Source organism: Mesorhizobium sp. WSM4829 (assembly GCF_055811475.1).
Map to the genome: position 1 here is coordinate 463738 of NZ_JBVVQJ010000001.1, position 20937 is coordinate 484674.

20 protein-coding genes are annotated in these 20937 nt (G+C 63.9%); 11 read left to right on the plus strand and 9 right to left on the minus strand.

Going from position 1 to position 20937, the window contains the following annotated elements; translation table 11 throughout:
• Window positions 1–3 precede the first annotated feature (3 nt).
• The gene (locus AC0L17_RS02105) at window positions 4–780 is read right to left on the minus strand and encodes an alpha/beta hydrolase (RefSeq protein WP_287220518.1); all 777 of its coding nucleotides are present in this window, start codon (window positions 778–780) and stop codon (window positions 4–6) included.
• A gap of 211 nt (window positions 781–991) precedes the next feature.
• Here AC0L17_RS02105 and infC point away from each other — a divergent pair, with 211 nt between their 5' ends.
• The 8 genes from infC (at window position 992) to pheT (ending at window position 7839) form a co-directional block, all read left to right on the plus strand.
• The gene (infC, locus tag AC0L17_RS02110) at window positions 992–1528 is read left to right on the plus strand and encodes a translation initiation factor IF-3 (protein WP_077374810.1); all 537 of its coding nucleotides are present in this window, start codon (window positions 992–994) and stop codon (window positions 1526–1528) included.
• 139 nt (window positions 1529–1667) lie between these two features.
• On the plus strand, window positions 1668–2312 hold the full coding sequence (locus AC0L17_RS02115) for a methyltransferase family protein (protein WP_023796884.1): 645 nt from the start codon (window positions 1668–1670) through the stop codon (window positions 2310–2312).
• A 51-nt stretch (window positions 2313–2363) separates the two neighbouring features.
• Window positions 2364–3020, plus strand: a complete 657-nt coding sequence (locus AC0L17_RS02120) for a methyltransferase family protein (RefSeq protein ID WP_128244572.1) — start codon at window positions 2364–2366, stop codon at window positions 3018–3020.
• A 171-nt stretch (window positions 3021–3191) separates the two neighbouring features.
• Window positions 3192–3395, plus strand: a complete 204-nt coding sequence (rpmI, locus tag AC0L17_RS02125; RefSeq protein ID WP_006201248.1) for a 50S ribosomal protein L35 — start codon at window positions 3192–3194, stop codon at window positions 3393–3395.
• A gap of 37 nt (window positions 3396–3432) precedes the next feature.
• On the plus strand, window positions 3433–3834 hold the full coding sequence (gene rplT, locus AC0L17_RS02130) for a 50S ribosomal protein L20 (RefSeq protein WP_023796882.1): 402 nt from the start codon (window positions 3433–3435) through the stop codon (window positions 3832–3834).
• Window positions 3835–3929: 95 nt separating this feature from the next.
• Entirely contained in the window at window positions 3930–5015 is a 1086-nt protein-coding gene (gene pheS, locus AC0L17_RS02135) for a phenylalanine--tRNA ligase subunit alpha (RefSeq protein ID WP_473514563.1), read from the plus strand.
• Window positions 5012–5434, plus strand: coding sequence for a GFA family protein (locus tag AC0L17_RS02140; RefSeq protein ID WP_473514564.1), 423 nt, complete (start codon window positions 5012–5014; stop codon window positions 5432–5434). The genes pheS and AC0L17_RS02140 overlap by 4 nt, the downstream gene beginning before the upstream one ends.
• A complete protein-coding gene (gene pheT, locus AC0L17_RS02145) occupies window positions 5431–7839 on the plus strand; it encodes a phenylalanine--tRNA ligase subunit beta (protein WP_473514565.1) in 2409 nt (802 codons plus the stop codon). Before AC0L17_RS02140 ends, pheT begins: the two co-directional genes overlap by 4 nt.
• Before the next feature lie 320 nt (window positions 7840–8159).
• Here pheT and AC0L17_RS02150 read toward each other — a convergent pair whose 3' ends face one another.
• On the minus strand, window positions 8160–9155 hold the full coding sequence (locus AC0L17_RS02150; protein ID WP_473514566.1) for an aldo/keto reductase: 996 nt from the start codon (window positions 9153–9155) through the stop codon (window positions 8160–8162).
• 96 nt (window positions 9156–9251) lie between these two features.
• Here AC0L17_RS02150 and AC0L17_RS02155 point away from each other — a divergent pair, with 96 nt between their 5' ends.
• From AC0L17_RS02155 to AC0L17_RS02165, 3 genes are all read left to right on the plus strand, one after another.
• Entirely contained in the window at window positions 9252–10142 is an 891-nt protein-coding gene (locus AC0L17_RS02155) for a LysR family transcriptional regulator (protein WP_473514567.1), read from the plus strand.
• 243 nt (window positions 10143–10385) lie between these two features.
• Complete coding sequence (locus AC0L17_RS02160) at window positions 10386–11372, plus strand: Gfo/Idh/MocA family protein (RefSeq protein WP_473514568.1); 987 nt, start codon at window positions 10386–10388, stop codon at window positions 11370–11372.
• Between the two features lie 36 nt (window positions 11373–11408).
• Window positions 11409–13067 (plus strand): FAD-binding dehydrogenase, encoded by a 1659-nt coding sequence (locus AC0L17_RS02165; RefSeq protein WP_473514569.1) that lies wholly within the window; start codon window positions 11409–11411, stop codon window positions 13065–13067.
• Between the two features lie 5 nt (window positions 13068–13072).
• On the opposite strand, the gene AC0L17_RS02170 is transcribed toward AC0L17_RS02165, so the two are convergent.
• From AC0L17_RS02170 to bcoG, 7 genes are all read right to left on the minus strand, one after another.
• Complete coding sequence (locus tag AC0L17_RS02170) at window positions 13073–14014, minus strand: alpha/beta hydrolase (RefSeq protein ID WP_473514570.1); 942 nt, start codon at window positions 14012–14014, stop codon at window positions 13073–13075.
• Window positions 14015–14233: 219 nt separating this feature from the next.
• Window positions 14234–15016, minus strand: a complete 783-nt coding sequence (locus AC0L17_RS02175; RefSeq protein WP_473514571.1) for a carnitinyl-CoA dehydratase — start codon at window positions 15014–15016, stop codon at window positions 14234–14236.
• On the minus strand, window positions 15009–17087 hold the full coding sequence (locus AC0L17_RS02180) for an acetate--CoA ligase family protein (RefSeq protein ID WP_473514572.1): 2079 nt from the start codon (window positions 17085–17087) through the stop codon (window positions 15009–15011). Before AC0L17_RS02180 ends, AC0L17_RS02175 begins: the two co-directional genes overlap by 8 nt.
• Window positions 17088–17090: 3 nt before the next feature.
• Window positions 17091–18254 (minus strand): acyl-CoA dehydrogenase family protein, encoded by a 1164-nt coding sequence (locus AC0L17_RS02185; RefSeq protein WP_128170375.1) that lies wholly within the window; start codon window positions 18252–18254, stop codon window positions 17091–17093.
• Between the two features lie 4 nt (window positions 18255–18258).
• Window positions 18259–19332, minus strand: a complete 1074-nt coding sequence (locus AC0L17_RS02190) for a carnitine 3-dehydrogenase (protein WP_473514573.1) — start codon at window positions 19330–19332, stop codon at window positions 18259–18261.
• Window positions 19329–19958 (minus strand): HD domain-containing protein, encoded by a 630-nt coding sequence (locus AC0L17_RS02195; protein ID WP_473514574.1) that lies wholly within the window; start codon window positions 19956–19958, stop codon window positions 19329–19331. Before AC0L17_RS02195 ends, AC0L17_RS02190 begins: the two co-directional genes overlap by 4 nt.
• Window positions 19959–19986: 28 nt before the next feature.
• A complete protein-coding gene (bcoG, locus tag AC0L17_RS02200; RefSeq protein WP_023796869.1) occupies window positions 19987–20898 on the minus strand; it encodes a 3-dehydrocarnitine:acetyl-CoA trimethylamine transferase BcoG in 912 nt (303 codons plus the stop codon).
• Between the last annotated feature and the right edge of the window lie 39 nt (window positions 20899–20937).

Sequence of the window (20937 nt, forward strand, 5' to 3'; positions counted from 1 at the left end):
GTCCTAGCCTGCCTGCCGCACGATGGCATCGACCGCCCGCACCAGCATGTCGAGATCCTGAGGCCGCGACAGGCGATGGTCGCCGTCGGGGATCAGCGACAGCGTGACGTCGTCGGCCGGCAGCAGGCCGACCAGTTTCAGCGCATGGCTCGGCGGCACGTCGGCATCGGCCAGCCCTTGCAATATGTGGACGGGGCAGTGGGTGTCGATCGGCCCGGTCAGCACCCGGTTGTTGCGGCCGTCCTCGATCAGCGCTCGGGTGTAGATGTAAGGCTCGGCCGAATAGTCCGACGGCTCCTCGAAAAAACCTTTTTTGGCAAGATCGCGCTTCTGCGCTTTGGTCAGCGCCGGCTCGACCAACTCGGCGGTGAAATCCGGCGCCGGCGCTAGAAGCACCAGACCGGCGATGCGGTTCTCGCCTGGCGTGTGCAATTCCTGGCGCAATTCCTGGACCATGCGCAGCGCGATCCATGCGCCCATCGAGGAGCCGACCAGGATTTGCCTGCCTTGCGTGAAATGATTGAAGACGGCGAGACTTTGCGAAAGCCAGTTCGAGACGGTGCCGTCGGCAAAGGCGCCGCCCGATTCGCCGTGACCGGAATAGTCGTGGCGCAGGAAAGCCCGGCCTTGCCCGCTCGCCCATTCCGCCAGCTTCTCGGCCTTGGTGCCCAGCATGTCCGACTTGTAGCCGCCGAGCCAGACAATGCCTGGCTCGGCACCCGCAGCGCGCCTGACAGCGATGCTGGTTCCGTCGACGTCGAGAAAAACCGGTGCGGTCATGGCTCACTCCTCACGCAGGTCTTTTGACACAGCGGACGGTTCAACGAAAAGTGCTCGGCAACTTTCTTCGTTTGGTGCAGGCAGAAGTCAGGGAACAGGTGATTTCCTGTGAGCGCTGTGCTATTGACTCCGGCCGCGCGCTCACCACATTGGCGCGTTCGCAATTCTGAATTGAAAACCCCGAACGAAACGGCTCAAGGAGACCACGACCATTCGCAGACCTTTCAAAGCAACGGCGCCCACCAAGGAGGGCCCGCGCTCCAACCGTGACATCCGGGTTCCCCGGGTCCAGCTTATCGACGCCGAAGGCCACAACCATGGCGATGTCTCCATCAACGACGCATTGCTGCTCGCCGAAGAGGCTGGGCTCGATCTGGTCGAGATATCGCCCAACGCAGTGCCGCCCGTCGTAAAAATTCTCGATCTCGGCAAGCTGAAATACGCCAACCAGAAGAAGGCGGCCGAGGCGCGCAAGAACCAGAAGGTCATCGAGATCAAAGAGATCAAGATGCGCCCGAACATCGACAGCCATGACTACGAGACCAAGATGAAAGCGGTCCGGCGGTTTTTCGAGGAAGGTGACAAGGTCAAGCTGACATTGCGCTTTCGCGGCCGCGAGATGGCGCATATGGAACTCGGCATGCAGCTTTTGAACAAGGTTCGCGAGGAAGTTGCACCCATCGCCAAAGTCGAAGCCGAACCGAAGCTCGAAGGCCGCCAGATGATGATGGTGCTGGCGCCCCGCTAAGCGATTCCGCTAAAGCGGTCCCGTCAAGGCAAAGGCCGCTTCGGCGGCCTTTTGTTTGTTTTTGTCTTCGCCATGATTTCTCCGCAAGTTGCATCGACAAGGATTCCGGTTGCCGGTCCTCGCGGCGAAAGGATTGTCCATGGCCGCTGCGGCACGTTCTCCGATTGAAAGATCGTTCGACGAAATGGGTCGCTATCAGCGGCGCCGGCGCGTCCTGCTGGCGCTGCTGATCGGTGCTTTTTGCGCTTTGCTGATCTTCGGCGGCTCCACCCACGATGAACTAGGCCACGAACGCATAGAGGGGCAGTACGGCATCGCCCTGATACTGATCGGGATTGGCGGCCGGCTCTGGTCGATCCTCTATATCGGCGGCCGCAAGTCGGCCGAACTGGTTGCTACCGGCCCCTATTCGGTGATGCGCAACCCGCTGTATTTTTTCTCCACCATAGGGGCCGCCGGCATCGGCGCCCAGACCGGCAGCGTGATCGTCTCGGTGGCGTCGGCGGTTTTGTGCGCGGCCGCGTTCTACATCGTCACGCTGCGCGAGGAACGGCATTTGACGACCGTGCTCGGGGCGCCGTACAAGGACTACATCGCACGGGTGCCGCGGTTTTTTCCCAATCCCCGGCTTTATCGCGATCAGGCCGAGGTCACCTTTACACCGCGCATTTTCAATCACACGCTGCGCGACGGCTTGATGTTCGTGGCTTCCGTACCGTTTTTCGAACTCATCGAGTCCGGACAGGAAAGCGGTGTAATTCCCGTCCTCTTCTGGCTGTATTGAACTGCGGATGCCGCGATCGCCGGCAAGTTCCTCGACGATTGGATTCCCTACATGCTCAATGAAGTTAAATCGGCGCAGGCCGAACAAGCGCAGGCCAGGCGTGCGCTGGGCAGGTATCAGCACGCGCGCAGGATGGTGCTTGCCGCCCTCGTGGTCGTCATGTTCGCAGCGCTGCTGTTTGGCCAGTCTGCTTTTCCTCCCGAAAGCGTGCCGCACGAAACGATCGAAATGGTCGGCGTCCTGCTGATCTTTCTTGGCATTGTCGGGCGCTTGTGGTCGACGCTCTATATCGGCGGACGCAAATCCTCCGAGGTGGTTACCGGCGGACCCTATTCGATCACCCGCAATCCGCTCTATGTCTTCTCCTCGATAGCTGCCGCCGGCGTCGGCGCACAGATGGGCTCGATCACTGCGGCGATCGGTTTCGCGGTGATTTGCGCCGCCGCCTTTCATGTCGTCATCCTGCGCGAAGAGACGTTCCTGAAGGAGGCCTTCGGAACGCCATTCCAGGCCTATATGGCGCGAGTGCCGCGCTTTTTCCCGAAGCTTTCGCTGTATCAGGAAGGCGACACCGGCGGCTTCAAGCCGCGCCTGCTGCGGACGACGCTGCTGGACGGACTGGTGTTCCTCGTTGCCATGCCGTTTTTCGAATCGATCGACGCCGCCCAGCAATCGGGCATACTGCCGGTGCTGTTCCGTTTTCCTTAGGCCAAGGTGCGGCACAAGGTGTTGCACGCCGGCCCGCTTTGACGTATAGCACCGCCGTTCCCAAAAACCGCCCGGCAGGGCATGCCGTGGCGGTTTCATTTGCTTTTCGGGCTTTGGTCGGCCTGAAGCGAACAAAAAGCGCGATGATGCGCACATAAACGGAGTAGCAAAATGCCCAAGATGAAGACCAAGTCAGCCGCCAAGAAGCGGTTCAAGATCACAGGTACGGGTAAAGTCCTGTCGGCTGCGGCCGGCAAGCGTCACGGCATGATCAAGCGTTCCAACAAGTTCATTCGAAATGCCCGCGGCACGATGGTTCTGGCTGAACCGGATGGCAAGAAGGTCATCAAGAATTTTCTGCCGAACGGCCTCTAAGGCATTCGGTCTGGACAAGTTTTAAGGAGATCATGACATGGCACGCGTAAAAAGAGGCGTCACCTCGCACGCCAAACACAAAAAGGTCCTGAAAGCCGCCAAGGGTTTCTACGGCCGCCGCAAGAACACCATTCGCATCGCCAAGCAGGCGGTGGAAAAGTCGCTGCAGTATGCCTACCGCGACCGCAAGAACCGTAAGCGTTCGTTCCGCGCTCTGTGGATCCAGCGCATCAATGCCGCGACCCACGAGCATGGCCTGACCTATGGCCGGTTCATCGACGGTCTCAACAAGGCCGGTATCGAGATCGATCGCAAGGTCCTGTCGGACATGGCCATCCACGAGCCGCAGGCATTTGCCGCCCTTGTGGCCAAGGCCAAGGTCGCGCTCGAGTACCTCAAGAACACCACGCCGAACGCTTTTGAAAGCGCTGTAGCCTAACCAGCGCCTTCCCAAGCACATCGACACTTGATTTGGGAAACCCGCGCTGGCAGGGCTGGCGCGGGTTTTTCTTTGCCTTCAATCGAGTCTGAAACATGAGTGACATGGAAACTCTCGAAAATTCCCTGATGAGCGACATTTCGTCGGCCGCCGACGAGCAGGCGATCGAAGCCGTGCGTGTTTCAGCGCTCGGCAAAAAGGGCTCGGTCTCCGAAATGCTGAAGACGCTCGGCTCGATGAGCGCAGAAGAGCGCCAGATAAAAGGCCCGGCGATCAACGGTCTCAAGAACCGCGTCACCGAGGCGCTTACCGCGCGCCGCGCCGAACTCAAGGACGCAGCGATCGCGGCACGGCTCGCGGCGGAAAAGGTCGACGTCACACTGCCGGTGCGGCAATCGCCGGCCGAGCGCGGCCGCATCCATCCGATCAGCCAGGTCAGCGACGAGATTGCCGCGATCTTCGGCGACCTCGGCTTTGCCATCGCCGAAGGTCCCGATATCGAGACCGATTACTACAATTTCACCGCGCTGAACTTCCCGGAAGGCCATCCGGCGCGCGAGATGCATGACACCTTCTTTTTCCAGCCGGACGAGAAGGGCGAGCGCAAGCTTTTGCGCACCCACACCTCGCCGGTGCAGATCCGCACCATGGAGATGCAGAAGCCGCCGATCCGCATCGTCATTCCCGGAAAAACCTACCGCCAGGATTCCGATGCCACGCACTCGCCGATGTTCCATCAGGTCGAAGGGCTGGTGATCGACAGATCAGCCAACGTCGCCAACATGAAATGGGTGCTGGAGGAGTTCTGCAAGGCATTCTTTGAGGTACGCCAGGTCAAGATGCGCTTCCGGCCGAGCTTCTTCCCGTTCACCGAACCCAGCATGGAGGTCGACATCCAGTGCGACCGTTCGCGGCCGGGCGAGGTGCGCTTTGGCGAAGGCTCCGACTGGATGGAGATCCTCGGCTGCGGCATGGTCCACCCCAATGTGCTGAGATATGGCGGGCTCGATCCCGACGAATATCAGGGCTTTGCCTGGGGCATGGGCATCGATCGCATCGCCATGCTGAAATACGGCATGCCGGACCTGCGCGCCTTCTTCGACGCCGATGTGCGCTGGCTGTCGCATTACGGCTTCCGGCCGCTCGACATGCCGACGCTGTTCGCAGGCTTGAGCACATGACAGCGGCCCACACCGGCGGCTGCCGCTGCGGCGCCGTGCGGTTCGAGGCTTCGGCCGAACCGCACCATGTCAGCTATTGCCATTGCGGCGATTGCCGGCGGGCCAGCGGCGCGCCGGTATCGGCCTTCGTCGGCTTCATCACCGAGCAGGTCGCCTTCACGGGTAAGGCGCTGAAGATGTTCGAGAACGGGCCGGTGACGCGCTCCTTTTGCGGCATCTGCGGCTCGCCGATCGCCTATGTCGATGAGCGGCTGCCCGACCACATCTATTTCATGCTCGGCGCCATGGACATGCCGGCCTATTTCAAGCCGACGCACCACGCCCATGTGCGCGAGCAGCTTCCCTTCGTGCACATGCCGGATGACTTGCCGAGACATCTGAAGACCAGCGTGCCCAGACCAGACGGAACACAGTCATGAAATTCACCCTCTCCTGGCTCAAGGACCACCTCGAGACCGACGCCTCGCTCAACGAGATCGTCGAGCGGCTGACCTCGATCGGCCTCGAAGTCGAGCATGTCGACGACAGATCGAGCCTAAAACCCTTCGTCATTGCCAAGGTGCTGGCGGCGGTGCAGCACCCCGATGCCGATCGGTTGCGCGTGCTGACGGTCGATACCGGAGACGGCAAGGCACCCGTGCAGGTTGTATGTGGAGCGCCGAACGCCCGCGCGGGCCTGATAGGCGCCTTTGCAGCACCCGGCACCTATATTCCGGGCATCGACGTGACGCTGACGGTCGGCAAGATCAGGGGCGTCGAAAGCCATGGCATGATGTGCTCCGAGCGCGAACTGGAACTTTCGGAAGAGCATGACGGCATCATCGATCTGCCGGCCGATGCGCCGGTCGGCACCAGCTTCGCCGCCTATGCGCATCTCGACGATCCGGTCATAGAGATCAATTTGACGCCGAACCGTCCGGACGCGACCAGCGTCTACGGCATTGCCCGCGATCTGGCGGCGAGCGGGCTCGGCCGCCTCGTCGGCGGCGCGATCATGCCGCATGCCGGCAGCGGCATGTGCCCGGTGAAGGTGACGATCGAAGCCCCGGAGCTCTGCCCCGGCTTCGCCCTGAGATTAGTGAAAGGCGTGAACAACGGTCCGTCGCCGAAATGGCTGCAGCAGCGGCTGATCGCCATTGGGCTTCGGCCGATCAGCGCGCTGGTCGATATCACCAATTTCGTCACCTTCGATCGCGGCCGGCCGCTGCATGTGTTCGACGCGAACAAGGTCGCCGGCAACCTTACCGTGCGCCGGGCGCGTGACGGTGAAAAGGTGCTGGCGCTTGACGGCCGCGAATACACGCTGACGCCTGACATGTGCGTGATAGCAGACCAGGACGGCGTCGAATCGATCGCCGGCATCATGGGCGGCGAACATTCCGGCTGCGACGAGAACACCACCGACGTGCTGATCGAATCGGCGCTGTGGGATCCGATCACCACGGCTCGCACCGGCCGCACGCTCGGCATCATCAGCGATGCGCGCTACCGCTTCGAGCGCGGCGTCGACCCGGAATTCATGGTGCCCGGCGTGGAGTTGGCGACCAAGCTGGTGATGGACTTCTGCGGCGGCACGCCGACCGAAACCGAAGTCGTCGGCTATGCCGGTCACGCGCCGAAGATCGTTTCCTTCCCGCTGTCGGAAGTGAGGCGGCTGACCGGCACAGAGGTGCCCATGGAGGAGAGCCTCGCCATTCTTTCGCGCCTCGGCTTCAAGCCGGAAGGCGCGGGCGATGTCGTCGATGTGGCGGTGCCGTCCTGGCGGCCGGATGTCGACGGCAAGGCCGATCTGGTCGAGGAGGTCATGCGCATCCATGGCGTCGACAACATCGCGCCGCAGCCGCTCGGCGCGCATGGTGCCGTCAACGCCAAGATCCTGACTGTCCTGCAGGTCCGCACCCGCGCCGCCAAGCGGGCGCTGGCGGTGCGCGGCATGATGGAGGCGGTCACCTGGTCGTTCATTCCGGCAAAACATGCCGAACTGTTCGGCGGCGGCCATAACGCACTGAAGCTCGCCAACCCGATCGCTGCCGACATGTCCGATATGCGGCCGTCGCTGCTGCCGGGCCTGATCGCCGCCGCGCAGCGCAATGCCGACAGGGGCATCGGCGATGTCGCGCTGTTCGAAGTGTCCGGCACCTACGAGGGCGATGCGGCCGACCAGCAGCGGCGCGTCGCCGCCGGCGTGCGGCGCGGCACGGCCAGGCTCGAAGGCTCCGGCCGCCACTGGGCCGGCAATGCCGGTCCGGTCGGCGTGTTCGACGCCAAGGCCGACGCGATCGCAGCACTTGAAGCCTGCGGCGCGCCGGTCGAGCGGCTGCAGATCGAGGCCGGCGGCCCGGCCTGGTATCATCCCGGCCGCTCCGGCACGATCAAGCTCGGGCCGAAGGTCATTTTGGGCACGTTTGGCGAGTTCCACCCGAAGACGCTGGAAGAACTCGACGTCTCCGGGCCGCTCTGCGGCTTCGAGGTTTTCATCGATGCCGTGCCCGAGCCGAAGGCCAAGCCGACGCGGACAAAACCGAGACTGGAATTGTCCGCGTTCCAGGCGGTCAAGCGCGATTTCGCCTTCGTCGTCGACAAGGCGGTCGAAGCCGGCACGCTGACCCGCGCAGCCCTTGCGGCCGACAGGAAGCTGATCACCAACGTCTCGGTCTTCGACGTGTTCGAAGGGGCGTCACTCGGCGCCGCCAAGAAATCGATCGCCATCGAAGTGTCGATCCAGCCGGTCGAAAAGACGCTGACCGACGAGGATTTCGAGGCGCTGGCAAAGCGCATCGTCGAGAATGTGCATAAGCAGACTGGTGGCGTGCTGAGAGCGTGACGGCTGCGGGCACATGGCGATCACTGTTGTGCCGTGTGAGCCGAGTATTCTCCGCATACGATGGCGGGACAGCGCCCCCCTCTGTCCTGCCGGACATCTCCCCCTCAAGGGGGGAGAATGGCTGTTTCGCCGTCCCGCCATCTTACGGCGTTGGCAGTTGGCGAAAGTCGGAGAGATTCAATCTCCCCTCTTGAGGGGGAGATGTCCGGCAGGACAGAGGGGGGTGTCTCGCGCCCACGTCTCGCGATTATTTTTGCATTGCGCGGCGCTCGAAAAAGGCGCGCCGAACGCCCCGTTTCGATTGCTCCGTCGATCACCGTTCACCCATTGACCAGCGCCAGCAGCTCTTCGGTGTAGCGCTTGCCGACGACCTTCTCCGGCGACAGGGCCTCGCCAATGGCCGCCACTTCCGCCCGGCTCAGCGCAATCTGTGCTGCTGCCGCGTTCTGCTCGAGATGGCGGATTTTTCGTGCGCCTGGGATCGGTACGATGAAATCGCCCTGATGCAGTACCCAGGCGAGCGCCAGCTGCGCCGGCGTCACGCCCTTGCCCGCCGCCATTGCCTCCAGCGTCGCGATAACAGCTGCATTGGCCGCCATGGCGTCGGCCTGGAAGCGCGGTAGTCCACGCCGCCAGTCATCGGCGCCGAGCACCTCTGGCTTGGCGATCGTTCCGGTCAGCAGGCCGCGGCCGAGCGGGCTGTAGGGGACAAAGCCGATGCCGAGTTCGCGGCAGACGGCGAACACCTCTTCCTCCGGATCGCGGCTCCACAGCGAATATTCGCTCTGCACGGCTGATATCGGATGCACCGCATGCGCCCGGCGAATGGTCGTCGCGCTCGCCTCCGACAGGCCGAGCGCGCGCACCTTGCCCTCGCGCACCAGCTCGGCCATGGTGCCGACCGTATCCTCGATCGGCACATTGGGATCGACGCGATGCTGGTAGTACAGGTCGATCACCTCGACGCCCAGCCGCTTCAGCGACGCTTCGGCCACCGCCTTGACGTGTTCGGGGCGGCTGTCGACACCCGCCATGCGCTCGACGCCGTTACCTTCTTCAAGGATTTTGAAGCCGAATTTCGTCGCGATCGTCACTTGGCCACGCACCGGCTTCAGCGCCTTGCCGAGCAGGATCTCATTCTCGTACGGGCCATAGACCTCAGCCGTGTCGAAGAAATTGACGCCGATATCGACGGCGCGGCGCAGTGTGGCGATCGCGTCCACCTCCGGCTGGCCGCCATAGCCGAAGCTCATCCCCATGCAGCCGAGGCCGACCGGATAGACGTCAAGTTCATTTCCAAGCTTGCGGGTTTGCATCACGCGTCTCCTTGTTGTGATGCGACAGAGATAGCGCCTTGCACCGCGTTCTATAATCGGCTCTTACTCGCACGGGCTGTTCTAAAAGATAGATCAATGAACCGAACGCATCTCTCGCAACTTGCGGTGCTGGCAACCGTCGCCCAGTGCGGCAGCTTTCGCGGTGCGGCCAAGGATCTCGGCATAGCGCCCTCCGCAGTCAGCCATGCGGTTTCCAGCCTGGAGGCGCGTCTTGGCGTGCGGCTCCTGGCGCGCAGCACGCGCAGCGTCGCCCCGACCGAGGAAGGCGCACAGCTGCTCGAGCGGCTGAGGCCGGCGCTGTCGGAAATCGATCTGGCGCTGGAATCGGCGGTCGAGGCGCGCGACCGGCCGGCTGGCAATCTCCGGCTGACCGTGCCGCGCACCGCCGCCCACCTGGCGCTGACGCCGCGGCTCGGTGCCTTTGCATCGGCCTATCCCGACATCGTGCTGGAGATCGTCATCGAAGACCGCTTCACCGATGTGGTCGAAGGCGGCTTCGACGCCGGCGTCCGGCTCGGCGAGAGCCTGCAGCGCGACATGATCGCTGTGCGCATCGGTCCAAACCTTCGCGGCGCCGTCGTCGGCGCGCCATCCTATTTCGCGACCATGCCCAGGCCGCGCGATCCACACGATCTCGTCGGTCACCGTTGCATCCGCTTCCGTTTCTCCAGCGGCATCCTCTACCGCTGGGAATTCGAGAAGGACGGCGAGGAGATCGAGCTGGCGGTGCAAGGGCCGCTGATCCTCGACGAGGACCATCTGATCGCCAATGCGGCGGCCGACGGCGCTGGGCTTGCCTTCCTGTTCGAGGACTATGTCCGCGAAGCGTTGGCCACCGGCCGGCTCGTTCGCGTGCTGGAAGACTGGTGCCCGCCCTTCGACGGTTTCTTCGCCTACTACCCGAGCCGCCGCCAGATGCGGCCGGCGCTGCGAGCCTTTGTCGATTTCTTCAAGGTAAGCAGATGAAAGCCGGCTTGTCGGAGCGTCGTCGGCTTCGACATGACACATACAGGTAGAAGGGGATAGCCTTTGCAGGACCTGGTTTCCTCGCCCCCCTTTGCGGGACGAGGAACCCAAGCTCTGCGGAGAGCAGCGCCGGCATCCGAACAAGCCGCAGACGATCGCCTTGCTCGCTGCCATGCATCCGCATTGGCTTTTTCGCCGATTTCAGGCAAACCACATCGTCTGCAATCGTGAGGGAGAAGCCTGATGTTTCGTTGGGGTGTTTTGTCGACGGCCAAGATCGGCCGCGAGCATCTTTTGCCCGCAATGGTCGAGGCGGAGAACGGCGTGCTGTCGGCGATCGCCAGCCGCGACCTGTCGAAAGCCCGTGCCCTGGCCGATCGGTTCGGCGCCCCCCATGCCTTCGGCTCCTATGACGAGCTGCTCGCATCCAGGGATGTCGACGGCGTCTACATCCCGCTGCCGACCGCCCAGCATGTCGAATGGACCGCCAAGGCGATCGAGGCCGGCAAGCATGTTCTGGTCGAAAAGCCGCTGGCGCTCGACGCCAAGGACATTCCGCCGCTGATCAAGCTGCGCGACGCCAAAAACGTGCTGGTCTGCGAAGCCTTCATGGTGGTCTACCACCCGCAATGGGTCAAGGTGCGCGAGCTGATCGCCAACGGCGCCATCGGCCGGCTGCGCCATGTCCAGGGCGCGTTCTCCTACTACAATGTCGATCCCAAGAACATGCGCAACCAGCTCGACCTCGGTGGCGGCGCGCTGCCCGACATCGGCGTCTACCCGACGGTGTCGACGCGCTTTTCGACGGGCAAGGAGCCGCTGCGCGTCCAGGCGACGATCGAGCGCGACAAGACATTCGGCACCGACATCTACTCCTCGATCCGCGCCGATTTCGGCGACTTCGAATTGTCGTTCTATCTGTCGACGCAGATGGCGGCGCGGCAGGTGATGGTGTTCCACGGCGAGAAGGGCTTCATCGAGGTGCTTTCGCCGTTCAACGCCGGCATCTACGACCACCATCGCATCGAGCTGCACAACCAGAACCACAGCGAGGCGCAAGTGTTCCGCTTCCCCGGCATGCAGCAATACCGGCTGGAGGTCGAGGCCTTCGCGCGGGCGGCACAGGGCGGCACCGACCGCGTCTTCACGCTGGAAGAGTCCGTGCTCAACCAGAAGGTCATCGACGCCATCTTCCGCGCCGGCGAGAAGGAAGGCTGGGAGACGGTCTGACAATCGTCAGCCGGGGAGGAGAGCCGGGGGGAGAAAGTGGCTGACGATGCGGATGTGATCATTGTCGGCGCCGGCCTTGCCGGGCTCGTCGCGGCGGCCGAGCTGGCCGAGGCCGGCAAGAAGACCATCGTTGTCGACCAGGAGCCTGAACAGTCGCTCGGCGGCCAGGCGTTCTGGTCGCTTGGCGGCATCTTCCTCGTCGATTCGCCCGAGCAGCGGCGCATGCGCATCCGCGATTCGCATGATCTGGCGCTCGAGGACTGGCTTGGCACCGCCGCCTTCGACCGTGCGGAAGACTTTTGGCCGCGCCGCTGGGCCGAGGCCTATGTCGGCTTCGCCGCCGGCGAGAAGCGCTCCTGGCTGACGCAGCGCGGCATGAAGTTCTTCCCAATCGTCGGCTGGGCCGAGCGCGGCGGCGGCAACGCCATCGGCCACGGCAATTCGGTGCCGCGCTTTCACGTCACCTGGGGCACCGGGCCGGGCGTGCTCGACCCGTTCGTACGGCGCGTGCGCGAGGCCGAGAATAGCGGGCTGATCCGCTTCAAATTCCGCCACCGGGTCAACGAACTGACGCAGACAGGCGCCGCCGTGAATGGCGTGCGCGGCGACATGCTTGAGCCGAGCGATGTCGAGCGCGGCCGCAGGAGTTCGCGCGACATCGCCGGCGACTTCGAGCTCAAGGCGCAAGCGGTCATCGTCGCCTCCGGCGGCATCGGCGGCAATCCCGAGCTTGTCCGCAAAAACTGGCCGCAGCGGCTCGGCACGCCGCCCAGACGCATGATCTCAGGCGTTCCCGATCATGTCGACGGCCGCATGCTGGCGATCACCGAACAGGCCGGCGGCAGCATCATCAACCGCGACCGCATGTGGCACTATGTCGAAGGCATCAGGAACTGGGCGCCGCTCTGGACCGACCATGCAATCCGCATCCTGCCCGGCCCGTCGTCGCTGTGGCTCGACGCCCGCGGCAAGCGCCTGCCGGTGCCGCTCTATCCCGGCTTTGACACGCTGGGCACGCTCAGCCACATCATGAGCACAGGCTTCGATTATTCCTGGTTCATCCTGACCAAAAAGATCATCCAGAAGGAGATCGCGCTGTCGGGCTCCGAGCAGAATCCCGACCTCACCGGAAAAAGCTGGCGTCAGGTGCTTGGCCGCGCCACATCGGGCGTTCCCGGTCCGGTAAAGGCGTTCATGGAGAAGGGCGAGGATTTCATCGTCGAGCCTGGTTTGCCGGCGCTGGTCGCCCGCATGAACGCGCTTGTCGGCGGCGAGCCGCTGCTCGAACTGGCGCAGGTCGAGCACGAAATCCGCGCCCGTGACAGGCAGCTCGACAATCCGTTCTCCAAGGATATGCAGATCACCGCCTTGCGCGGCGCCCGAGCCTATCTCGGCGACCGGCTGATCCGCACGGCCAAGCCGCACAAGATGCTCGACCCTGCCAATGGGCCGCTGATCGCGGTCAGGCTCAACATCCTGACCCGCAAGACGCTGGGCGGCTTGCAGACCGATCTCGACAGCCGTGCCCTGGGTACCGATGGCCAGCCGGTCGAGGGATTGTACGCGGTCGGCGAAGCCGCCGGTTTCGGCGGCGGCGGCATGCATGGCTATGCGGCGCTGGAAGGGACGTTTCTTGGCGGCTGCATTTTTTCAGGCCGCAGCGCCGGCCGGGCGGCGTCGCGGGCAGTGGGGTAGGATCCTCACCAGATCCATTCGCCGCGTCCCAGAGCCGATACCGCGTCAACGATCCGGGTAAAGCTCGAGCGCGCACGACCGACCGTGTGCCGGCCTCTGAGATAGCCATGCACCAGCCCCGGCTCTTCGAACCAGTAGGCGTGACCCTCCTCCGCGACGAGGCGGTCGCGATAGGCCTCGCCGTCTGACGACAGCGGGTCGCATTGGGCGGTGATCAGCACAGTCGGCGGCAGATTGGCAAAATCGGCATCGGCCAGCGGCGACAGCGTGAGATCGCCGGTGCGGTCTTCGCCGCCGGTCCTGGTATTCGTGTAGAAATCGAGGTCGCGGACCGTCAGCATCGGCGCCTCGGCATGGGTCAAGTAAGAGCCTTGCGAGCGGTCGCCGCCAAGGCCGGGATAGATCAGCACCTGGCCGATCGGCCTTCGTGCATGGCCGCGCGTCGCATGGCTGACCGCGGCGGCAAGATTGCCGCCGGCGCTGTCGCCGCAAAGCAGGATCGGGCGCTTGTAGGTCGTCGCCGCCCATTCGAAGGCGCTGATGGCATCGTCGAAGCCGGCCGGATGCAGATGTTCCGGCGCCAGCCGGTAATCGACCGAAACCAGCTCATAGCCGGTGCGGCTGCAAAGCTCGGCGCAGAGGTCGTCATGGCTGTCGAGCCCGCCGAGGATATAACCGCCGCCATGGAAATAAAGCACCATCGCCGCCGCTTCCGGCGCGGGTGTGCGGTAGATGCGGATCGGGATGGGATGCGAAGGCGTGGCAATGGCGGTGGTCTCCGCCGTAACGTTGTCTGGGTGGCCGGCAGAGAATTCACGGCACATGCGGTCGTAGATGTCGCGCTGCTGATCGATCGTGTAGTCGATCGCATCAGGCGGAAAATAGGAATTGGTCCGCTCGATGAAGGCCCAGGTCTCGGCGTCGATGAGCTTTTTGTAGTCGGTCATGGACGCTGACCGGATCGCAACGAATTCGCCCAGGCACCCCCCTCTGGCCTGCCGGCCATCTCCCCCGCAAGGGGGGAGATCGGCAGCTTCACCTGCGGCGCTCTTCTTGCAGCGTTGACGATTGGCGAAAGCAGAAATGACATCCAATCTCCCCCCTTGCGGGGGAGATGCCCGGCAGGGCAGAGGGGGGTGTGAAGGAACGCCATCATCTCAGCAGTGTCACTTCCCCTTCCACACCGGGTCGCGCTTTTCGGCAAAGGCGCGAAAACCCTCGAGATTGTCCTCCGAGCCGTACAGTGCGTCAACCGTCGCCAATTGGCGGCGCGTCACCCGGTTCATCGCGTCCTGGAAGGTGAGTGCTTCGGCGATCCGCGCCGTCTCCTTGATCGCGGCAAAGACCAGCGGCGGACCGCCGGCGAGCAGTCGTGCGATCCCCCAGACGCGATCCTCGAGCTTCTCCTTGGGCAGAACCTCGTTGACCAGACCCCAGCGATGCGCTTCGGCGACATCCATCCAGCGGCCGGTGAACAAAAGGTCCATGGCGACATGATAGGGAATGCGCTTCGGCAGCTTGATCGTCGCTGCATCGGCCAGCGTGCCGGCGCGAATTTCCGGCAGCGCAAAGGAGGAGTGATCCGACGCGTAGATGAGGTCGCAGGACAGCGCCAGCTCGAAGCCGCCGCCGACCGCCATGCCGTTGACGCAGGCGATGACCGGCTTGTTGAGATCGCGCAGTTCCTGCAGTCCGCCGAACCCGCCGACGCCATAGTCGCCGTCGACAGCATCGCCACCGGCCGCGGCTTTCAGGTCCCAGCCGGCGCAGAAGAACTTGTCGCCGGCAGTCTTGACGATGGCGACCCGCAGATCCGGATCGTCGCGGAACGCCTTGAAGGTCTCGCCCATAAGCCGCGAGGTGTTGAGGTCGATGGCATTGGCCTTGGGCCGATCGAGCGTGACTTCGAGGATGGTGCCCTCGCGGCGGGTGGTGATGACGTCAGACATTCTTGTTTTCTCCAAGCACCAGCAGCGCGTCGGCGATCCAGGCGCCTTTGCCTTGCGCGCAGACGATCAGCGGGTTGATGTCGAGCTCCTCGATCTCGCCGGCATTTTTCTGCACGAAGGCGGCGATGCCTGATATCGCCTCGATGGCCGCCGCGAGATCGGCCTTGGGCCGGCCGCGATAGCCTTCGAGCAGCGGGAACAATTTGAGCCCGCGCAATGCCGCCTCGATGTCGTCGCGGGTCGCCGGCAGCATCAGCGTGACGCTGTCGCGCAGCAACTCGACCAGCACGCCGCCGGTGCCCAGCGTCATCACCGCGCCGAACATCGGGTCACGGGTGAAGCCGACGAGCAGTTCGGCGACGCCGTCGCGCACCATGCGCTCGACATAGAGGCCGGTGCCGAGCGCATCGAGATCATGGGCGGCCGTGCTGACGGATTCGGCGTCCCTGAGGTTGAGCCGAACCGCGTCAAGCTCGGATTTGTGGGTGACGCCCAAAGCCTTCAGCGCAACCGGAAAACCGAGCGCCATCGAGGAGATGACCGCCTCGACCGCATTGCCGGCGCGTTCACCGCTCGGCACGGGGAGCCCGGCCTCGATCAGCCGCGCTTTCGCCTCGGCCTCATCAGGCGTGACATGGTCGCCGGCCGGCGCCCCGGAAGCGGAGGTGTCGATCGGCTGCGCCTGCGGCTCGCGCCAGGCCCAGCCAATGAAGGCGGCCGCCTGGGCGGCGTCCATGGCTTCGGAAATGCCGAACAACGGCACCATGCCGCGTCCCATCAGGCCGGCGGTGTATTCCTCGGGCAGGTTCTCCGGCAGCGAGGAGACGATCGCGCCCTGCGCCTTGTTGGTCTTCAGCGCCGATTCGAAGGCGCGCAGCGTCGTCCACCAGTCGGTGTCGGAGCAGCGGTCGGGGCGCGGGAAATCGAGCACCAGCATGTTGAGGTCGAAGCCGCCCGACACCATGGCGGTGAAGGTGGCGGTCATCGCCGGCTCGTTGTTCCAGATGAAGGTGTGGTAGTCGAGCGGGTTGGCCACCGCAACCAGCGGCCCGAGCGTCGATTTGACGTGGGCGCGGTGGGTGTCGGTCAGCGCCGGGAAATTGACCCAGCGGCCTTCGGCGCTGTCGGCCATGACAGACGCTTCGCCGCCCGAACAGCTCATCGACGACAGCCGGTAGCCGGGCAGGGGGCCGGTGACGTGCAGCAGCTTGAGCGCCTCGATGAAGGCAGGGATGGAATCGACGCGGGCGATGCCGAGCCGCTTCAGGAAGGCGCCCGAGGCAGCGTCCGAGCCGGCCAGCGACGCGGTATGCGACACCGTTGCTTGCCGCGCCTGCTCGGAGCGGCCAACCTTCATGGCGATGATCGGTTTCTTCAGCTCTCGCGCCCGCGCGGCCAGCCTTTCGAAGCCGGCTACCGAATCGAACGCCTCGATATGCAGGCCGAGCGAAGTGACCCGATCGTCCTCGATCAGGCCGAGCGCCATTTCCGAAAGGCCGGTCTGTGCCTGGTTGCCGGCGGTCATCAGAAAGGCGATCGGCAGGCCGCGCTTCTGCATCGTCATGTTGATGGCGATGTTCGACGACTGGGTGATGATGGCGACGCCGCGGCCGCCCTCGGCCAGCCTGATGCCGCCATGCTGGTCGGGCCATAAAAGCGCGCCGTCGGCATAATTGATCAGGCCGTAGCAGTTCGGCCCGATGATCGGCATCTGGCCCGCCGCAGCGACCAGTTCCGCCTGCAATCGCTCGCCATGCTCGTCATAAGCCTCGGTCTCGAGAAAGCCGGCGGCAAAGCAGACGGCGCCGCCGGCACCGCGCTCGGCCAGCGCCTTGACAACCTCGATGGTCAAATGCCGGTTGACGCCGACAAAGGCGGCGTCCGGGGCGCCGGGCAGGTCGGCCACCGAACGGTAGGCCTTGCGGCCGGCGACTTCATCCTTGGTCGGGTGCACAGGCCAGATCTCGCCGGCAAAGCCCATCTTGATCGACTGCGCGACGACGGCGGCGGCCTGCGCGCCGCCGAAGACGGCAATCGTGCGCGGGCGCAAGAGGCGCTCAAGTTTGTGCATTTATCAGCCCCCGAACGGGCGCAGCAGCGCCCGTGAAATGATGTGGCGCTGGATTTCCGACGTGCCTTCCCAGATGCGCTCGACGCGGGCGTCGCGCCAGATGCGTTCCAGCGGCAGATCGTCCATCAGCCCCATGCCGCCATGGATCTGGATCGCCTCGTCGGCGACGAAGGCAAGCATTTCGGTGGCCTTCAGCTTGGCCATGGCCATGTCCTGATCGGTGACGGTGCCCTGATCGTACTTCCAGCCGGCTTCGAACACCATCAGGTCGGCCGCTTTCAGTTCTGTCGCCATATCGGCAAGCTTGAATGAAACGCCCTGGAACTTGCCGATCTGCTGGCCGAACTGCTGGCGCTGCGCGGCGTATTCGATCGCATGGCCAAGCGCCCGCTCGGCCCGGCCGAGACAGGTCGCGCCGACCTGCAGGCGGGTTGCACCAAGCCATGAATTGGCGACGTCGAAACCCTTGTGGACTTCGCCCAGAACCTGGGCTCCGGGCAGCCGGCAATCGTCGAATTCGAGGATGGCGTTGGTGTAGCCGCGATGCGAGACGTTGCGGTAGCCGTCACGCACCGTAAAACCCTTGGTGCCCTTGTCGACGAAGAAGGCCGTGATCTTCTTGCGTTTTCCACGCGGCGTCTCCTCTTCGCCCGAAGCCATGAAGACGATGGCGAAATCGGCGAGGTCGGCATGGCTGATGAAATGCTTGGTGCCGTTCAGCACCCAGTCGTCGCCGTCCTGCACCGCGGTTGCCTTCATGCCGCGCAGATCGGAGCCGGCACCCGGCTCGGTCATCGCCAGGCAATCCCACTTCTCGCCGCGAATGCAGGGATAGAGATACTTTTCGCGCTGCTCCGGCGTGCCGGCCAAGAGGATGTTGGATGGCCGCGCCACGCAGGTCCAGTGCAGTGCGTAATTGGCGCGGCCGAGCTCCTTCTCGTAAAGCAGCCAGGTCACCGTATCGAGGCCGGCGCCACCGACCTCCGCAGGCATGTTGGCGGCATAGAGCCCGGCTTCGATCGCCTTGGCCTTGATCTCATCGATCAGCTCGCGGCGCAGCACGCCGGTGCGCTCGACCTCGCGCTCATGCGGGTAAAGCTCGTTCTCGACGAAGGCGCGCGTCGTCTCGACGATCAGTTTCTGTTCCTCGGAGAGGCCAAAATCCATGGTCTCAGCCTTTCTTCTTTTTCTTCGGCTTTTCGGCCTTGGCCTTCTCGGCCGCCTTGGAGGCGGTGGGCTTCTTCGCCGCAAGCTTGGCGAGCTGCTTGGTATAGTCCTTGTGCAAGGCGCCGGCACCCCAGCCCTTGCCTTTGTTCTGCTTCGACAGCGCATCCATGATGGCGACCAGATTGTCGTCGCGGATCTTTTCGAGCTCGCGGATCGACAGGCCATCCGCCTGGTCGTCCGACTGCGTGGCGATCAGGTCGACCAGTTCGTCGTTGAACTCCGGCACATCCATCAGCTTGGTCCACGGCCATTTCAGGCACGGCCCGAACTGCGCCATGAAATGGCGCATGCCGGCTTCGCCGCCGGCGACGCGGTAGACCTGGAACATGCCCATCTGCGCCCAGCGCAGGCCGAAGCCATAGCGCATGATGTCGTCGAGTTCCTCGACCGTGCAGATGCCGTCCTTGATCAGCCACAGCGCCTCGCGCCATGCCGCCTCCAGCAGGCGGTCGCCAACGAACGCCTCGATCTCCTTGCGGATCACCACCGGTTTCATGCCGATCGAGGCGTACATCTCCTTGGCGACCTCGATCGCCTCGGGAAAGGTCTGCTCGCCGCCGACGATCTCGACCAGCGGAAGCAAATAGACCGGGTTGAACGGATGGCCGACGACCAGCCGCTCCGGATGCTTCTTCATCGCCACCTGCATGTCGGTCGGCTTGATGCCGGAAGTCGAGGAGCCGACGATCGCATTGGCCGGCGCATAGAGGTCGATCTCGGCCAGCACGCGGTGTTTAAGGTCGAGCCGTTCCGGCACGCTTTCCTGGATGAAATCGGCATCGGCGACGGCGTCGGCAATGGTCTTGGCAAAGGTCAATTTGCCTTCTTTTGGCAGGCCGTCGGGCAGCATCTGCTTGTAGGCGCGGCGCGCGCCTTTCATCACTTCGCCGACCTTGCGCGCGGCTTCGGGGTCGGGATCGAAAACCGACACGTCGATACCGTTCAAGAGCAGCCGCGCCACCCAGCCGGCGCCGATGACGCCGCCGCCGATTGCAGCTGCCTTGGTGATGATGCTCATGCGGAGGCTCCGGTTCTTGTCCTGGCTTTTTCCAGGTCGATGAGAGGCACGCGCTCGCCGGCGCGGATCACGGTGGGGTCATAGGCCCTGCGCGCAAACACCTCGAGCACGAAGGGCCGGAAGAAGTTGATCGGCAACGTCTCGTAGTCGGGGTCGAAGCTCGACTGGTCCCAGCGCTCACAGAACTGGTCGCAATCGTCGAAATAAAGGTGGCCGGCGAAACGGTCGCGCGCATGCGGATTGCCGCCGAGATGGTGGGCGTAATAGAGGCGCTGGAAGTCGCCGTGCTTTTCCACAACCCAGGTGCACTGCTCGCGCACAAAAGGTTTTAGGACCGAAGCTGCATATTCGTCGTGATTGTACGGTGCGTAGACGTCGCCGATGTCGTGCAGCAGGGCGCAGACGATCCAGTCGGTGTCGGCGCCGTCGCGCCATGCGCGCGTCGCCGCCTGCAGCGAATGGCCGAGCCGGGTGATCTTGTAGCCGGACAGGCCTTCGTCGAGTTGGACAAGCGCGTCAAGCAGCCGTTCGCCGGTCTTCGCCGCATAGTCGATCTCGTGCTCGGTGAGGAACGCGTAATCGTCGCGGTCGCCATCCTTCATTGCGGTGAATTTCACGGTCTTCATCGGCGGCTCCTCCCTACCGATTGCTTGTTCAAAGCGGCGCGCGCTTTGTCAAATTGAGCTTCTTGCGCACTTCATCGGGGCCGATGACCCTTGCGCCCATGTTCGACACGATGCTGACCGCCCGCTCGACCAGCTGCGCATTGGTTGCCAGCACGCCCTTGTCGAGCCAGAGATTGTCCTCGAGCCCGACGCGGACATTGCCGCCGGCCAGCACCGCGGCGGCGGCATAGGCCATCTGGTTGCGGCCGATGGAGAACGCCGACCAGGTCCAACCCGACGGCACATTGTTGACCATCGCCATAAAAGTGTTGAGATCGTCCGGCGCGCCCCATGGCACGCCCATGCACAATTGCACGAGAGCATCCGGGTCCAGCACCTTTTCCTCGACCAATTGCTTGGCAAACCACAGATGCCCGGTGTCGAAGGCCTCGATCTCCGGCTTGACGCCAAGCGCCGTCATCATGCCGCCCATGGCGCGCAGCATGCCTGGCGTGTTGGTCATGACATAGTCGGCCTCGGCGAAATTCATGGTGCCGCAGTCGAGCGTGCATATCTCCGGCAGGCACTGGCGCACATGTTCCACGCGGTTGGTGGCGCCGCCCATATCGGTGGCTTTCTCGTTCAGCGGCAGCGGGTTTTCCGGCGAGCCGAACACCATGTCGCCGCCCATGCCGGCGGTCAGGTTCAGCACCACGTCGACGTCTGCCGCACGGATGCGCTCGGTCACTTCGCGATAAAGCTGCACGTCGCGGCGCGGCCTGCCGGTTTCGGGGTCGCGCACATGGCAGTGGACGATCGCCGCACCCGCCTTTGCCGCGTCGATGGCCGAATCGGCGATCTGCTTGGGCGAGCGCGGCACATGCGGGCTGCGGTCTTGCGAGCTGCCGGACCCGGTTATGGCACAGGTAATGAAGACCTCACGGTTCATCGCAAGCGGCATCGACTTTTCTCCCAATCAGCACAGATGGTCCCGATCAAA

Excerpts from the sequence above, each read along its gene's own strand:
- AC0L17_RS02120 (WP_128244572.1), top strand. The coding sequence starts at position 2,364 with ATGCTCAATGAAGTTAAATCGGCGCAGGCCGAACAAGCGCAGGCCAGG.
- AC0L17_RS02195 (WP_473514574.1), bottom strand. The coding sequence starts at position 19,958 with ATGAAGACCGTGAAATTCACCGCAATGAAGGATGGCGACCGCGACGAT.
- AC0L17_RS02155 (WP_473514567.1), top strand. The coding sequence starts at position 9,252 with ATGAACCGAACGCATCTCTCGCAACTTGCGGTGCTGGCAACCGTCGCC.
- AC0L17_RS02170 (WP_473514570.1), bottom strand. The coding sequence starts at position 14,014 with ATGACCGACTACAAAAAGCTCATCGACGCCGAGACCTGGGCCTTCATC.
- AC0L17_RS02175 (WP_473514571.1), bottom strand. The coding sequence starts at position 15,016 with ATGTCTGACGTCATCACCACCCGCCGCGAGGGCACCATCCTCGAAGTC.
- AC0L17_RS02115 (WP_023796884.1), top strand. The coding sequence starts at position 1,668 with ATGGCCGCTGCGGCACGTTCTCCGATTGAAAGATCGTTCGACGAAATG.
- AC0L17_RS02150 (WP_473514566.1), bottom strand. The coding sequence starts at position 9,155 with ATGCAAACCCGCAAGCTTGGAAATGAACTTGACGTCTATCCGGTCGGC.
- AC0L17_RS02160 (WP_473514568.1), top strand. The coding sequence starts at position 10,386 with ATGTTTCGTTGGGGTGTTTTGTCGACGGCCAAGATCGGCCGCGAGCAT.
- AC0L17_RS02105 (WP_287220518.1), bottom strand. The coding sequence starts at position 780 with ATGACCGCACCGGTTTTTCTCGACGTCGACGGAACCAGCATCGCTGTC.
- AC0L17_RS02180 (WP_473514572.1), bottom strand. The coding sequence starts at position 17,087 with ATGCACAAACTTGAGCGCCTCTTGCGCCCGCGCACGATTGCCGTCTTC.
- pheT (WP_473514565.1), top strand. The coding sequence starts at position 5,431 with ATGAAATTCACCCTCTCCTGGCTCAAGGACCACCTCGAGACCGACGCC.
- AC0L17_RS02185 (WP_128170375.1), bottom strand. The coding sequence starts at position 18,254 with ATGGATTTTGGCCTCTCCGAGGAACAGAAACTGATCGTCGAGACGACG.
- pheS (WP_473514563.1), top strand. The coding sequence starts at position 3,930 with ATGAGTGACATGGAAACTCTCGAAAATTCCCTGATGAGCGACATTTCG.
- bcoG (WP_023796869.1), bottom strand. The coding sequence starts at position 20,898 with ATGCCGCTTGCGATGAACCGTGAGGTCTTCATTACCTGTGCCATAACC.
- AC0L17_RS02140 (WP_473514564.1), top strand. The coding sequence starts at position 5,012 with ATGACAGCGGCCCACACCGGCGGCTGCCGCTGCGGCGCCGTGCGGTTC.
- rpmI (WP_006201248.1), top strand. The coding sequence starts at position 3,192 with ATGCCCAAGATGAAGACCAAGTCAGCCGCCAAGAAGCGGTTCAAGATC.
- rplT (WP_023796882.1), top strand. The coding sequence starts at position 3,433 with ATGGCACGCGTAAAAAGAGGCGTCACCTCGCACGCCAAACACAAAAAG.
- AC0L17_RS02190 (WP_473514573.1), bottom strand. The coding sequence starts at position 19,332 with ATGAGCATCATCACCAAGGCAGCTGCAATCGGCGGCGGCGTCATCGGC.